The sequence below is a fragment of the Stutzerimonas sp. genome, from assembly GCF_982611455.1.
The window spans coordinates 21,249-35,524 of record NZ_CEXBBO010000029.1; the positions used below are offsets into that span (position 1 = coordinate 21,249).

Sequence of the window (14,276 nt, forward strand, 5' to 3'; positions counted from 1 at the left end):
GGTGAAGGGCAACCTGATCGAAGCGAGAGCGAAACAGCGCCGCTTGTTTCATTTCGCCTCAGAAAGGCAGCACGGAGGGCGGCCATGGGTCGCCCTTCGCACTGACTTCAAACCTCGTACCCCAGCACGCGCGGCAGCCACAACGCAATTTCCGGAAAGACCGCGACGAGGACCAGTGCACTGCCCATCACCAACACGAATAGCATCGCCCAGCCGACAGTCTGTTCCAGGCGGATTTTGGCGACTTCGGCGGTGACCATCAGGTTGATTGCGACCGGTGGGGTGAACTGGCCAATGGCGATGTTCATCGCCAAGAGGATGCCGAACCATACCGGGTTCCAGCCGAAGTGTTGCATCACTGGAATCAGGATCGGCATCAGGATCAGGTAGATCGAAATGGCATCCAGCAGCATGCCAGCCAGCAGCACAGCGATCATCACCAGAATCAGCAGCACCGCGCCATTGTCCGAAAGTGAGATCAGCCACTCGGCCAGATGGCGGAAGGTGCCGAGCATGGTGCCGGCCCAGGCGAAGATGCCAGCCAGGGCGATGATCAGCATCACCACGCCTGAAATCACGGCGGCCTCGCCACAAAGCTTCCAGAGATTGCGCCAGTCCAGCTCGCGGGTGACGAACAGGCCGATCACTACACCATAGGTGACACCGGCTACCGCCGCTTCGGTTGGGGTGAACAGGCCGCTGCGCAGACCGCCGAGGATCAGCACGGGTGCGAATAGCGCCGGCAGCGCCTGGCGGAGGCTTTCGCCCAAGGGTGGGCGCTCGGCGTCTTCTGGGTTTTCCCAGCCGTAACGGCGGGCCAGCAGCCAGGCCGGTAGCAATAGGACCAGACCGGCGATGATTCCTGGGAACAGACCCGCGGCGAACAGCGCGCGCAGATCCACGCCCGGCACCACGATCGAATAAAGAATCAGCGCGATGGATGGCGGAATCAGGATGGCGGTGGATGCCGAAGCGGCAATCAGCGTCGCTGAAAACGGCTTCGGGTAACCGGCGCGGGTCATGCTCGGCAGCATCACCATTGCCACGGCGGCGGCGTCCGCCGGGCCTGAGCCGCTCATGCCGCCCATGATCAGGCAGACCAGAATCGCCACCATCGCCAGACCGCCGTGGCGTGGGCCGATCAATGCCTGAGCGAAGCGCACCAGACGCAGTGCCACGCCGGATTTCTCGAACACGAGCCCGGTGAGAATGAACAGCGGAATGGCGATCAACGGGTACTTGGCGACGCCGTTGTAGGTGTTGGTGCCGAGAGTCGCGAGCATATCCGGCGAGAGACCGGCGAGGATGCCGATGGCGCCGGACAGAGCCAGGGAAAATGCCACCGGCACGCCGATCAGCAGCAACAGCAGAAAGCTGGCGAGCATCCACAAATCAGGGCTCATCGGTAAGCCTCCCGCGCAGCCGGTCGAGGGTCATCTGGCTCAGTCGCACAATCATCAGCAGCGCCAGAAGCGGCAGCCAGATCACGTACCACCAGTTCGGCAGCCCGAGGCCGGGAGATTGTGATTCCCACTGGTATTCCTCCAGCGCGAACTGGCCTCCGAACCAGAGCACCAGGCCCAGCACAAGCACACTGGCCAACCATTGCAAGAAAATCAGCGGCACGCGCAGGCGCGGAAATAGCCGCTCGAGGAAGCCGATGCGGATGTGCCGGTTGCTGCGCATCGCCACCGAGGCGCCGGCGAAGGTCAGGATGACCAGAAGAAAGACCGAAAGCTCTTCGGTGAAAGCAAAAGAGGCGTCGGTGAAATAGCGCACCACCACATTGGCCAGGCTGATCAGGCTGATGATCACCAGCGCCAGGGTAGCCAGCACGCGCTCAAGGCGCGCGTCCTGTCGATTGTTCATGGGTTTCCTCGAATCCCGGCGGCGTCGCACCGCCGGGTAAAACGGTTTTACTCGGCGATCGCTGTGCGGGCTGCTTCGACCAGTTCAGCGCCGATCTTCGGCGTCCACGTTTCATGCACGCTACGGGTCGCCTCGGTGAAAGCCTGATGCTCTGCATCGCTCAGCTCGGTTACCTCGACGCCGCGCGCGCGGATGTCTTCCAGGCGCTTGGCTTCACCGCTGCGCGACAGCTCGATCTCCCACTTGCCTGCGTCGATCGCGGCCTGGCGCAGCAGTTCACGGTCGGCTTCAGGCAGTTGCTTCCAGACGCGCTGGTTGACGGCGAAGATCAGCGGGTCGGCCATGTAATGCCAGAGCGTCAGATATTTCTGGCCGACCTGATCGACGCGCGCTACGTCGAACACCGACAAGGGGTTCTCCTGGCCATCCACCGCGCCGGTGGTCAGCGCTGGTTTGGCATCGGCCCAGCTCATCTGGGTGGGGTTGGCGCCCAGCGCGTTGAAGGTGTCTTGGAATAATGGCGATCCAACCACACGAATTTTTAAACCAGCGAGGTCTGCCGGAGCCTTCACAGGCTTCACCGAGTTGGATATTTCGCGAAAGCCGTTCTCACCCCAGGCCAGCGGGACGATGCCGCGATTTTCGATGGCGGCGAAAGCGAGCTTGCCGGCTTCGCCTTGGGTAATGGCGTCGAGATCCGCATTGTCGGCCATGAGGAAGGGCAGGGAGAACAGATTCAGCTCCGGCACCTGTGGCGACCAGTTGATGGTCGAGCCGACAGCCATGTCGATCAGCCCGGAGCGCATGGCGGAGAATTCCTTGGTCTGGTCGCCAGCGACCAGTTGCGCGTTGGGATAGACGCGTAGCGTGATTTCGCCCTTGGAACGTTCTTCGACCAGGTCGGCCCATTTTTGCGCCGCCTGACCCCAGGGGAAGGCGTCGGACAGTACGGTGGATACAGAATATTCACGGGCAGATACGGAGAACGTGGCAGACAGGGCAGCGGCGGCGGCCAGCGCGGTAAAGCAGCGGGTTAGTTTCATGGGGCGTCCTTGTTCGGATCAGTCTTGGTTTTATTGGCGAACGGCAGGCGCTGACGAACAGCGACGGCTGTGGCGATGGCGGGTCGGCCATCAGGACGCGCGGGTAGCGCGAAAGGACGCTGCAGGCTGCGGATGGTAGGTGCAGCATGGCTAGCAATGCGTCACGAGCGCCGAAAACCTTGTGGGTGAGGGCGCGCCAGCCGCACGGCGGCTGACCTGGGCAACTATCGCAGAAGGTGCCGACGAGCGCTATTGCCAGATATTTACGTTGCTACCGTCAAGGTCGACGAATCAAATATCGCGAAACAGGTCGTGGGCGTTGAGCAGGCTGTAGGCGATTTCAGGTCGCTTCTCCAACCCTCGCCGAATCGCGGCGGGGATCGATTGGCGGGTCTTGCGGCAGAGGCCGGGCAGCTCTGCGATATCAATGCGGATGCCGCGCATGCTGCGTACCTCATTAAAACCCGGTGCGATTTCCAGGCGAATGCCGAGTTGCTCATGGATCCGTTGCCGCATGAGCTCCAGGTCGGCCAGGCTCGCCAGGTTCTCCAGCCGATCCAGCAACCGGTTCTCTTCCTGGCGGGTCAAACGCAGGATGCGCAAATCGTTGCCGGGGACTTCCAGCAGCTCCTCACGCCCGCAGATGCAGGCGCCGGGCGGGCAGGGTTGGCGGATCGGAGCTGATGAGGTCATGGCTCAGATCATAGCGATGCGTGGGCGGCGTTGCCCAGGCCATTCAGCGGGTGGTGCGCCCTTGTACAGGTTGGTTCTGGCTTCTGCATGCTCAGCGGCGTCTGGAAGTTCGCCTGGGTTGCAGGCTGTCGAGCGCCGCTGCATTGACTCGAGCCCATTCGTAGATCAACTCGATCGGTTGGATCATAAGTTTGCCCAGCGGCGACAGACCATAGTCGACAGCCGGCGGCACCGTGTCGTGAACATGGCGCTCCACCAGCCCGCTTGCTTCCAACTCGCGCAGGGTCTGGATCAGCATTTTCTTCGAGATGCCGGGCAAGCTTCGGTGCAGCACACCGGTGCGAGCGAGTCCGCCATGCCGGGCATGCAACGTGTGCAGAATCATGCTGGTCCACTTGGTCGAGAAGAGTTCGAGCACACGTCTTGGTGCGCAGTCTTCGCGCCATTGTTCTTCGTCAGAGCCAGGCTGCATGCGGGTGGTCACCTTTTGGTGCCGACTTGGATTGCGTTTTTACCGCAGTTAAGGTGCCCACCTGTTTTAGTTGGAGGCACGAACCATGGCAAATCATGCGCTGGTAGTCGGGGCGAGTGGAATCGTAGGGAGTGCGATTGCGCGCCTGCTTGTCGATGAAAAATGGCCAGTGGCGGGACTTGCGCGCCGACCGCTCGTCGAAGCGGGCGTGACGCAGATTAGCGCAGACCTGCTGGATCCGTCAGCACTCGGCGCCGCGCTGAGCGGCCTGGCGCCGACTCATGTTTATCTCACCACCTGGGCGCGCCAGCCCAGCGAAGCGGAGAACATCCGCGTCAACGCGCAGATGATTCGCAATGTTTTGGAAGCGGTTCGCCCGTCATCGACGGTGCGTCATGTGGCGCTGGTGACTGGGCTCAAGCATTACCTTGGGCCATTCGAGGCGTACGGCAAGGGCGCTCTGCCACAGACGCCGTTTCGCGAGGAACAGGGGCGTCTGGATGTCGAGAACTTCTACTATGCCCAGGAAGATGAGCTATTCGCTGCTGCGGCGCGTGATGGTTTCAACTGGAGCGTGCATCGGCCGCACACGATTACCGGCGTTGCGGTCGGCAATGCCATGAACATGGCGACGACCCTTGCGGTCTACGCCTCGATCTGCCGATTCACTGGACGGCCGTTCCGTTTTCCCGGTTCCGAGGTGCAGTGGAACAGCCTTACGGACATGACGGATGCGCGTCAGCTTGCCAGGCACTTGCACTGGGCATCAACGACGCCGGCAGCAGCCAATGAGGCGTTCAACGTGGTGAGCGGGGATGTGTTTCGCTGGAGCTGGATGTGGCAACGCATCGCCGAGTGGTTCGGCATCGAAGCGGCACCTTTTGCAGGCGAACCGGCGCCCCTGGAGCAGCAGATGGCGGAGGATGCCAGCATCTGGAAGGAGATGACTGAACGCTTCAAGCTTGCCGAGAAAGACATCAGCCAGCTCATCTCACCATGGCATACCGACGCAGACCTCGGGCGACCGATCGAGGTGGTGACCGATATGTCGAAGAGCCGCCGGCTTGGGTTTCTCGATTACCAGGCCAGCGATCAAGCCTTCTTCGACGTGTTCGCTACCCTGCGAGCGCGCAAGCTGATCCCGTGACTGGTAACGATCCGCACGGCCGGGGGTTTCGGCTTGTGCGGGTCGTTGCCTGACCGTGCCATGCAACCGGCGCTGTCGTGCTAGTTGTATCGTCCGTTGATTCCGCCCACGCTGAATCTACCGGCACCGAGCAGGGCGATGGCGATGGCACCGAAGAGGAACATCCCCTGCAGCTCCAGCGCCCAACCGCCCATCTTGCCGAGCGAGAATAGGTCCGACATATGTGCCAGGGCGAAGGCGACCAGCATGTTGCCGACCATGAGCACTGCACCAACGCGCGTGTATAGGCCGATGATCACCAATACCGGCCCGACCACCTCGCCCAGATACACGCCGTACGCGAGAAACGCGGGTAGTCCGTGTCCGCCCAGCATTCCCGCAATCCCACCGACCCCGCTTTGCAACTTGAAGATGCCGTGCAACAGCATCAGCACCCCTACCGATACTCTCAGTACCAGCTTTCCATTGTCGTCAGTCATGGCTCGTCTCGTCCTATTTGGCGCCAGGGCTCTGGCATCAACGTCTTATTAACATAGACCAGGGTATTTGCTGATGCTCACAGTAATAAAAACGAGGTCTATTAGCTGTAGATGGGCAATCGCCGCCTTTCAGATGCACGTGGCACGCTCCCGGCAGCTTGATGTCATAGCGATGGATAGTTAGCTAATGGAGACTACATGTCGATCGAGGCGGATTTTGCCCTGCTTGAAGAGCTTCTGATTGCTCGCGGGCCGGGTGGTCAAGAAGAGGAAGTGCGGACGATTTGCCGTAGAGAACTGGAGTCGAGCTGTGACGAGGTCTGGCTCGACCCGGCCAACAACCTCATCGGGTTGATCCGTGCGCCGGGCGTATCTCGCGAAGCCGCACAGAGTGAGGCGATACGGGTGATGGCTCACCAGGACGAAATCGCCATGCTGGTAAAGCGTATCGCCGAAGACGGCCGGCTTCACATTGTCGCGCTGGGCGGCGCATTTCCGGTCAACTTCGGCATGTGCCCGGTAGACATCATGGGCGAGTCGCAAATCTTGCCCGGCGTACTGTCTTTCGGGACGATGCATGGCACGTCCGAGTCGCCTCAATCGACTCATATTCTCAGTGGCAACGTGCAGTGGTCCGACGTGCATGTCATCACTCGACGCAGCAAGGCGGATCTGACGCAAATGGGCGTCAGGCCCGGAAACCGCGTGGTTCTGAGCCAGCATTGGCGGCGTCCGTTCCGGGTCCACGATGCGATTGCCGCGCATTTCCTTGATGACCGGGCGCCTGTGGTTGCGGCCCTGCGCAGTGCCGAGCAGCTGGCTGCACGTAAGGGCGAGCTCAAGCGGGACGTCTATTTTGTGATGACGACAAACGAAGAGGAAACCAATTCGGGCGCGCAATATGCCGCACGCATCCTGCCTGGAGCCATATCAGTCGCTTTGGAAGTCGGTCCGATTGCTGACGAATACGCCACGCGGCTATGTGCCGATCCGATCATTCTTACCGGGGATGAGAAGGGCTTGTATTCGAGGTCGGTCGCTGACGACCTAATCAGCGCGGCGGAGCGTTGCGGCTATGCACCGCAGCCAGCCTTGATGCCAGGGTTTGCGTCTGATGCAAGTGCGGTGCTTGGCTCGGGATCGTCGGCGCGAGCTGGCTGTCTGGCCATTCCAACGGAAAACACCCACGGCTACGAGCTGATTACCAATGATGGGATAGAGGCTTGCGGCCGCACGCTGACCGAATATCTACTGACGGTGGCATGAGGCCGCGCTTCGGGACAGGGACGATCCGTCGCTCCGTAGGCGGATGAAAGCTAGCGCTTTTATTTTCTCGCCATTAGAAATATATATTACTGTTCTGGCTAACCGAACCATTCACTAACATCTATCCGCGCAATCAGGTGCAGTGCATTGAGGTATAACTATCTTCAATGTCTTTCTCTGAAGTTGAATGGCTATGTTCTATTTAACTTCACCATAGCCTTTCATGACGTCAGCCATGTTGCTGTATTCTTGTTCCGGCATATTGTTAATCACATCCATAACAGCTGATTCCGCTCCGTTCTTCTGTGCCTGTTGTACTAGCTGCTCCTTATTCGCTGGATAATCAATGCCCTTGAGATAAGTCGTAACGTTCGCAGGTGACTCACCCCCAACACCTCGTGTCATGTTAAAAACTCCTTCGTACATATGTAATAGGCGAAGGTGGGAGCGGCACTCCCATCCTCGTGTCGGTTGTTGCTCAGATGGTTGCTTAGGTTGTCGCGTCAGCTGTTGCGGCCGCCGCCGTGGCTGTTCTGACCGCCTTTCTTGCCGGCTTCGGAGGCTTTTTCGCGATCATTGGCGAAATTGCCGCCGCTATTCTGGCCACCTTTGCTGCCTGCTTCAGAAGCGCGCTCAGAATCGTTGGCAAAATTACCGCCGCTGTTTTGACCGCCTTTACGTCCTGCTTCGGAGGCACGTTCCGGATCGTTAGCGAAGTTGCCACCACTATATCTGACCGCCCTTGCTACCAATTTCCTGATAGAACTCTTTATCGTGCGATGCCGAGGTCGCTTCGCCGCCTTTACGTCCCGCTTCGTTTACGCTCATGCCTTCTTTCTTGTCAGCCATGTCTGTCTCCTATCTGTCTCGAAAGTTGCTAGGTTAAACGAGGCGAACTACCGTTCTGCTGTAGTTTGCCCCGCCGTAAATTTAAGAAACAAAGCAAAGGTAAGAGTTCGAGGAAGTTGGGGGAAGCTGATGAGTGGTAAACAACTACGCTGCAATTAACGAGGCGGTGCGGATGCTTGTTAAACGGGCTGAAAAATATTTATACATGCTCGCTTTCCAAACTACTGGAGTGCCGGCGGAACAACGACACCTGCAGCGAAGCAGATGCTGTCAGTCCAGCTAACAGGACATGCACACACCATGATGTGTATTGCATGGCGAACATGTACAGGACGCTGGACATGTTGCGTGCAGGTACGCCCTGTGTGCCTGGTGGCCGACTGTGCTTGTAGGGCCTTGCTGTGCGTGGTTTGCAGTGGTCTGCCAGCCTTTTTCGCTGCCCTGTATTCCGGTCTGGCATGGCTTTCGCTCTAGCTTCGGGGTCTCGCTTGTTCCTGATGCCGTTTTGGTGCTTCGGGTCCGACAGGGTTAACCGAGCGAGGTGACAAAAACAATAAGGAAAACTGCAATGAATTCCCTTCTCGAACCAGTCGGCACGCCAGCGTCTTGTCTAGTGCCGTTCCGCTCGGCCGCACCGAGCGCCATCCGTAGCAACCGCTATGCTGGTACTCAACTCGCTGCCTTTGGCGGCGCCGTCTTGATCGCCCCCGGTCGCAATCGGAGACAGCCATGACCCTCAAAGGCAAAGCCGCCCTCGTCACCGGTTCTACCAGCGGTATCGGTCTGGGCATCGCCTGCAAGCTGGCAGAGGCGGGCGCTAACATCATGCTCAACGGGTTTGGCGATGTGGATATGGCCATCGCTAAGGTCTCGGCACACGGCACGCGCGTGCTGCACCACCACGCTGATGTATCGGATGCGGAGCAAATTGCCGATATGGTCCGCCAGACCGAGCGCGAATTCGGATCGCTGGATGTTCTAGTCAACAACGCCGGGATCCAGCACGTCGCGCCGATCGAAACGTTCCCGGAAGAGCGCTGGAATATGATCATCGCGATCAACCTGTCCTCGGTATTCCACACGACACGTTTGGCCCTGCCAGGCATGCGCCAACGCAATTGGGGGCGGATCATCAACATCTCTTCGGTCCACGGTTTAGTGGCCTCGGCGCAGAAAGCCGCTTACGTCGCAGCCAAGCACGGCGTGATCGGTCTCACCAAGACCGTGGCGCTGGAAACCGCGACCACCGGCATTACCTGCAATGCGCTCTGTCCCGGCTGGGTGCTAACCCCGCTGGTGCAACAGCAGATCGACAGCAAAACCCAGGCACACGGCGATCCGCAGCGAGCCACTCGCGAATTGCTGATGGAAAAGCAGCCGTCGCTGGACTTCGTGACGCCGGATGAACTGGGTGACCTGGCGCTGTTTCTCTGCAGTGATGCCGCCAAGCAGGTCCGCGGCGCCGCCTGGAATGTAGATGGTGGTTGGCTGGCGCGATAGTCCAGCCGCCGTCGCTGCATCATCGACCAGTTGCACAAGCGATCAGCCGCATCTCAATTTGTGAAATGGAACGATGCCCGCGCGCGTGACTGAGCGGGCCTGCCGCCAGCAGTCGACCGAAAGTCGTCTCGGCGTTCAAAAAGGGATTCCGCCATGAATACGTTTTTTCGTCAGTTCCGCATTGCCCAGCGTGTCTGGGCGCTTACGCTCGGTCTCGGGCTGGTTGTCGTGCTGTTCACCTTGTGGATGGTGATGAGCTTGCAGCGCAGCCTTACCGAGGAAAAATTGGCGGCGGTAGACGCCGCTCTCACGACGGCCATACGTGTCATGGAGCACTACGAGAGGCGCGCGCGTACGGGCGAGCTCACCCTGGAGCAAGCACAGACGGGCGCGATGGATGTGATCGGTACCATCCGCTACCTGGGCGACCATTATCTGTGGATCAACAATCTGGACTACGTTTGGCTGATGCATCCAGTCAGCCCGCAACTCGTCGGGCGAGACCTGCGTGACCTCAAGGACAAGGCTGGAAAGCCCTTCGTTCAGCAGCTGGTCGAGGGTGTACGTAGCAACGGCTCGATGCGACTGGAATACCTCTGGCCGCGTCCGGGTGCCAGCGAACCTGAGCCGAAGCTGACCGAGGCGCGCGGCTTCAAGCCATGGGGCTGGATGGTATCCAGTGGCATCCACCCGGCCGACATCGATGCAGCAGTGAATCGCGAGGTGAAGGGGCCGCTGATCATCGGCGCGCTGATTCTTCTGGCGTTGACTGGATTCAGCACGCTGCTTATTCGTAGCATCACCGGGCCGTTGCGCCGGACTGTTGCCGTCCTCGAACAGGCCTCTGATGGGCGCACCGATCTGACGGTGCGCTTGCCGGTCGAAGGACGCGATGAGCTAGCGCTGTTGGCGCGAAGCTTCAATACGCTGGTCGAAGCTGCGAACGATGTCATCGGTCAGGTCACCCAGGCGAATCTAAAGCTGCTCGCTGCCAGCGATCATCTTGCCGAGGTAACGGATAACGCGCAGCGCGATGCCGAATCCCAGGAGCTCGAGACCACCAGTCTTGCAGCGGCCATGAACCAGATGGTTGCGACCGTGCAAGAGGTGTCTCGCAACGCCGGTCTCGCCGCCGAATCGACGCGCCAGACCGAAATGCAAGCGGCCGATGGACGTCGTGTCGTCGAGCAGACCATGCGTGCAATCGAGGTGCTGACGACTGATCTTGCGCAGTCGCGCGCCGTGGTCGAGAAGCTCGCCAAGGACTCGCAGGACATCGGCACGGTAGTCGACGTAATCAACGGCGTGGCCGAGCAGACCAATTTGCTGGCATTGAATGCCGCGATCGAGGCAGCGCGTGCGGGTGAACATGGGCGCGGCTTCGCCGTGGTCGCGGACGAGGTGCGTTCGTTGGCGCAGCGCACCCAGTCATCGACCCGCGAAATCCACGCGATCATCGAGCGGCTGCAATCGGGTGCAGCGACGGCAGCCGAGTGCATGGTTCGAAATGCCGACAAGGCGCAGCTCGCGGTGGAACAGGCTGCGCACGCCGGCGAGTCCCTCAGCGCCATTACCCAAGCGGTTTCCTCGATAAACGACATGAATCTGCAGATCGCCACGGCCGCAGAGCAACAGAGCGTCACAGCCGAGGAAATCAACCGCAGCGTCAGCGGCATTCGCGATACGGTCATATCGGGAGGGCAGACGGTGACGAGTACCCGCGGCGCCAGCGCCGAATTGCGCCAACTGGCGCAAGTCCTTGGCACCCATATGGAGCGGCTGAAGGCGTGATCGAGAAGGCGAAGTGCCGCGGGCTGTTCTAGCCGCGGCGATTGCCGGATCGCCGGACCGCCGGACCGCCGGATCGTCGTGTTATCGGAATCGCTTCGCCGCGATTACCGCTCGCTCAGCCCATGCAATTGCAGCTTTGAATAGAGGCTTGCGCGCGAGATGCCCAACTCGACAGCGGCGCGGCGGCGGTTGCCTTTGCAGGCATGCAGGGCGTGTTGCAAGGCACGGCGTTCGGCCTGGGCGATGCTTTCTGCGAGCAATGGCAGCGGTGCGTCTTCTAAAGCGGGCGGTTCGGTGGCGACGGTAATGGCGGCCGGCACCGGTGGCGCAGCGTTGGCGCTCTGTTCTCCCAGCAATGGCAGCAGGTGCCGCGCGTCCAGCGGCGAGCCATCGGCGTTCAGTTGGGCGCGTTCGAGCAGATTGCTCAGCTCGCGCACATTGCCGCGCCAGGGTTGGCTGCAGAGCAGCGCCACGGCGGCGGGGGTGAGCTCCATCGGTGCCTGACCGGAGCGATTGGCGATGTCGTCGAGCAAATGCTCGAGCACGGCGGGAATGTCGCTCGCGCGCTCACGCAATGGCGGCACCTTCAGCGCGAGTACATTGAGACGGTAGTAAAGGTCGTCGCGGAACTGCCCGGCCGCGACCTTGGCCTCCAGGTCGATATGGGTGGCGGCAATAACACGCACGTTAAGCGGCTTGACCTGGTTGGAGCCCAGCGGTTCGATTTCCTGCTCCTGTAGCACGCGCAGCAATTTGGCTTGCAGCGGCAATGGCAGATCGCCGATCTCATCAAGGAACAGGGTGCCGCCGTTAGCCACTTCGAACTTGCCGATGCGCGCCTTGCGATCCGCGCCGGTGAAGGCGCCGGGCGCGGTGCCGAAGAGTTCGGCTTCCACGAGGGTTTCTGGGATCGCTGCGACATTGACCGCGACGAAGGGGCCATTGGCGCGTGGCGACAGATTGTGGATGCCCTGCGCCAGTAGCTCCTTTCCGGTGCCGGTCTCACCGCGGATCAGTACCGTGGCGTCGAGTTGCGCGGCGCGGCGGGCCTGGCGCTTGACTTCGCTGGCGGCGGGGCTGGTGCCGATGAAGCCGGCAATGGTGTAGCGCGCACGCCGAGCCTTGGCCAGCTCGTTTTGAGTGGCGACCAGTTGGGTTTGGAGCGTATTGAATTTAGCCATCAAAGGCTTCAGGTGTCGCGCTCGATCAAAGAGGACGAAACCCAACGCGCCGACCAGCGTGCCGTCCTCGTCTCGCAGCGGAATGCGCGTGACGACGAAATGCTCACTGCCGAAAGCCATCAGGTCGAGCATGCTCGGTTGGCCGCTCTCCATCACCTCGCGCAGGCGGCTGGCTGGCAACACGTCCTCAACTTCTTTGCCGAGCACGCTGCGTGGATCGCTGATGCCGATTTTTTCGGCGTACTTGTCGTTGATCCAGACGATGCGTGCCTGGCGATTGACCGCGATGGTGCCTTCGCATTGGGCGTTGAGGTGGTCGAACAACAGTGGCATCGCCACGGCGCGAAAGCGCTCGGGGGATACGCCGATGGTCAGGCCGTTGCGGTCGAGGTCGTTGCGCGCTATCGCCATGGGCAGAGCAATCCGATTGGGTTCGGCCGATTATGGAAGGCGCCGGCGGCCTCGGGCAAGGCAGCCGGAGCGCCGCAAGCAGGCTGAAAAAAACGTTAGCGAGGCAGGCAAGACAAGGCGAAACCGGCCGAAGAAGCGGAGTTTACGTGATGTAAATGAGCATTCTGAGGCAGGTTTCAACGCAGTATTGCCAACGCAGGTAGTTTTTTACTGAGCGTATATCTCGTTGGGCAACCAGGTCGCCAGCGGCGCGAAGAAGAACACCAGCGCGAGGCCGAGCAGTTGGATCAGGATGTAGGGCAACACACCGAGATAGACGTCACGGGTAGTGATTTCCGGTGGGCAGACGCCCTTGATGTAGAACAGTGCGAAGCCTACCGGCGGAGTGAGAAATGATGTCTGCAGGCACAGCGCAAAGAGAATCGCGAACCACAGTGGATCGACGCCCATGGAGAACAGCACCGGTGCCACCAGCGGCAGGATGATCAGCGTGATCTCCACCCAATCCAGAAAGAAGCCCAGCAAAAATGTGATGAACAATACCGTAAGCAACACGCCCGTCTGGCCGAACGGCAATCCGGTGAGCGCGGCGCGAATCACATCATCGCCACCCAGGCCGCGCAGCACCGCGGCGAACACCGTGGCGCCGATGAAGATGCCGAAGATGAAGGCCGAGGTGCGGCTGGTCTGATACAGCGCTTCCTTGAGTACGCCCATGTTCAGTTTGCGACTGCAGGCGGCCATTAGCACTGCGCCGAAGGCGCCCACCGCCGAGGCTTCGGTGGTGGTGGCGATGCCGAAGAAGATCGAGCCGAGCACGGCCAGAATCAGCACGAAGGGCGGAACCACGGCCCAGAACACATCGATCAACGCGCGACCGTCGAGCTTTGGACGGTTGGCCGGGGCGGGCGCGAAATCCTTTTTCAGCCAGGACACGATGACGATGTAGAGGATGTACATCACCGCCAGCATCATGCCGGGAATCAGTGCCCCCATGAACAGTTTGCCCACCGAGGCTTCGGAGGTGCCCAAGCGATCGGCCATCAGTACCAGCATGATGCTCGGCGGAATCAGGATGCCCAAGGTACCGACCGAGCAGGCAGTGCCCACCGCGAGGCTCTTGTTGTACTTGGCCTGCAGCATCGGCCCGACGGAGAGCATGCCGAGCAATGCCACCGAAGCACCGACGATGCCGGTCGAGGCGGCCAGCAGTATGCCCACCAGCACCACGGTGACGGCGTATCCACCGCGCAACGGGCCGAGCACCCGCACCAGGCTGTGCATCAGCCGCTCGGCAATGCCGGAGCGGTCGAGCATGATGCCCATGAAGATGAACAGCGGCAGGGCGACCATCAGCTCGTTGGCGACGATGCCGTAGATGCGTGCATCCAGTACGCCGATGGTGCCATCCCAGGTGAACCAGAGATCGGCATCGAAGTGTTCGACCATTACATGGCCGAGCACGGCAAACAGCAACCCGATGCCGGCCAGCGACCAGGCCACCGGGAAACCAAGCAGCAGAAGCGCCATGAAACTGGCGAACATGCTGATGACGAGTATTTGTTCCAGACCCAT

13 protein-coding genes and 1 pseudogene are annotated in these 14,276 nt (G+C 60.5%); 4 read left to right on the forward strand and 10 right to left on the reverse strand.

What is annotated here, in order from left to right; translation table 11 throughout:
• Window positions 1-107: 107 nt before the first annotated feature.
• From AC2LD7_RS16490 to AC2LD7_RS16510, 5 genes are all read right to left on the reverse strand, one after another.
• Entirely contained in the window at window positions 108-1,403 is a 1,296-nt protein-coding gene (locus tag AC2LD7_RS16490; protein WP_484598810.1) for a TRAP transporter large permease, read from the reverse strand.
• The gene (locus AC2LD7_RS16495) at window positions 1,393-1,869 is read right to left on the reverse strand and encodes a TRAP transporter small permease (RefSeq protein WP_484598811.1); all 477 of its coding nucleotides are present in this window, start codon (window positions 1,867-1,869) and stop codon (window positions 1,393-1,395) included. Before AC2LD7_RS16495 ends, AC2LD7_RS16490 begins: the two co-directional genes overlap by 11 nt.
• 47 nt (window positions 1,870-1,916) lie before the next feature.
• On the reverse strand, window positions 1,917-2,912 hold the full coding sequence (locus AC2LD7_RS16500; RefSeq protein WP_484598812.1) for a DctP family TRAP transporter solute-binding subunit: 996 nt from the start codon (window positions 2,910-2,912) through the stop codon (window positions 1,917-1,919).
• A gap of 291 nt (window positions 2,913-3,203) precedes the next feature.
• Window positions 3,204-3,605, reverse strand: coding sequence for a hypothetical protein (locus tag AC2LD7_RS16505; RefSeq protein ID WP_484598813.1), 402 nt, complete (start codon window positions 3,603-3,605; stop codon window positions 3,204-3,206).
• 91 nt (window positions 3,606-3,696) lie between these two features.
• On the reverse strand, window positions 3,697-4,077 hold the full coding sequence (locus tag AC2LD7_RS16510) for a winged helix-turn-helix transcriptional regulator (RefSeq protein ID WP_484598814.1): 381 nt from the start codon (window positions 4,075-4,077) through the stop codon (window positions 3,697-3,699).
• An 85-nt stretch (window positions 4,078-4,162) separates the two neighbouring features.
• Between AC2LD7_RS16510 and AC2LD7_RS16515 the strand changes: the two genes are divergently transcribed.
• Window positions 4,163-5,224, forward strand: coding sequence for an SDR family oxidoreductase (locus AC2LD7_RS16515; RefSeq protein ID WP_484598815.1), 1,062 nt, complete (start codon window positions 4,163-4,165; stop codon window positions 5,222-5,224).
• A gap of 80 nt (window positions 5,225-5,304) precedes the next feature.
• Here the strand turns inward: AC2LD7_RS16515 and AC2LD7_RS16520 are convergent, their stop codons facing one another.
• Window positions 5,305-5,703: a DoxX family protein gene (locus AC2LD7_RS16520; RefSeq protein WP_484598816.1), complete on the reverse strand. Its 399-nt coding sequence runs from the start codon at window positions 5,701-5,703 to the stop codon at window positions 5,305-5,307.
• A 198-nt stretch (window positions 5,704-5,901) separates the two neighbouring features.
• On the opposite strand from AC2LD7_RS16520, the gene AC2LD7_RS16525 reads away from it, so the two are divergent.
• A complete protein-coding gene (locus tag AC2LD7_RS16525) occupies window positions 5,902-6,969 on the forward strand; it encodes a M28 family peptidase (protein ID WP_484598817.1) in 1,068 nt (355 codons plus the stop codon).
• 198 nt (window positions 6,970-7,167) lie between these two features.
• Here the strand turns inward: AC2LD7_RS16525 and AC2LD7_RS16530 are convergent, their stop codons facing one another.
• On the reverse strand, window positions 7,168-7,374 hold the full coding sequence (locus AC2LD7_RS16530) for a DUF2795 domain-containing protein (RefSeq protein ID WP_484598818.1): 207 nt from the start codon (window positions 7,372-7,374) through the stop codon (window positions 7,168-7,170).
• A 98-nt stretch (window positions 7,375-7,472) separates the two neighbouring features.
• Window positions 7,473-7,818, reverse strand: a pseudogene (locus AC2LD7_RS16535) (con-10 family general stress protein).
• Window positions 7,819-8,547: 729 nt separating this feature from the next.
• Here AC2LD7_RS16535 and AC2LD7_RS16540 point away from each other — a divergent pair.
• Window positions 8,548-9,318, forward strand: a complete 771-nt coding sequence (locus tag AC2LD7_RS16540) for a 3-hydroxybutyrate dehydrogenase (protein ID WP_484598819.1) — start codon at window positions 8,548-8,550, stop codon at window positions 9,316-9,318.
• A gap of 153 nt (window positions 9,319-9,471) precedes the next feature.
• Window positions 9,472-11,109 (forward strand): methyl-accepting chemotaxis protein, encoded by a 1,638-nt coding sequence (locus AC2LD7_RS16545; protein ID WP_484598820.1) that lies wholly within the window; start codon window positions 9,472-9,474, stop codon window positions 11,107-11,109.
• Between the two features lie 104 nt (window positions 11,110-11,213).
• Here AC2LD7_RS16545 and AC2LD7_RS16550 read toward each other — a convergent pair whose 3' ends face one another.
• Window positions 11,214-12,701, reverse strand: a complete 1,488-nt coding sequence (locus AC2LD7_RS16550; RefSeq protein WP_484598821.1) for a sigma-54 interaction domain-containing protein — start codon at window positions 12,699-12,701, stop codon at window positions 11,214-11,216.
• Between the two features lie 207 nt (window positions 12,702-12,908).
• On the reverse strand, window positions 12,909-14,276 hold the full coding sequence (locus AC2LD7_RS16555; protein ID WP_484598843.1) for a TRAP transporter large permease: 1,368 nt from the start codon (window positions 14,274-14,276) through the stop codon (window positions 12,909-12,911).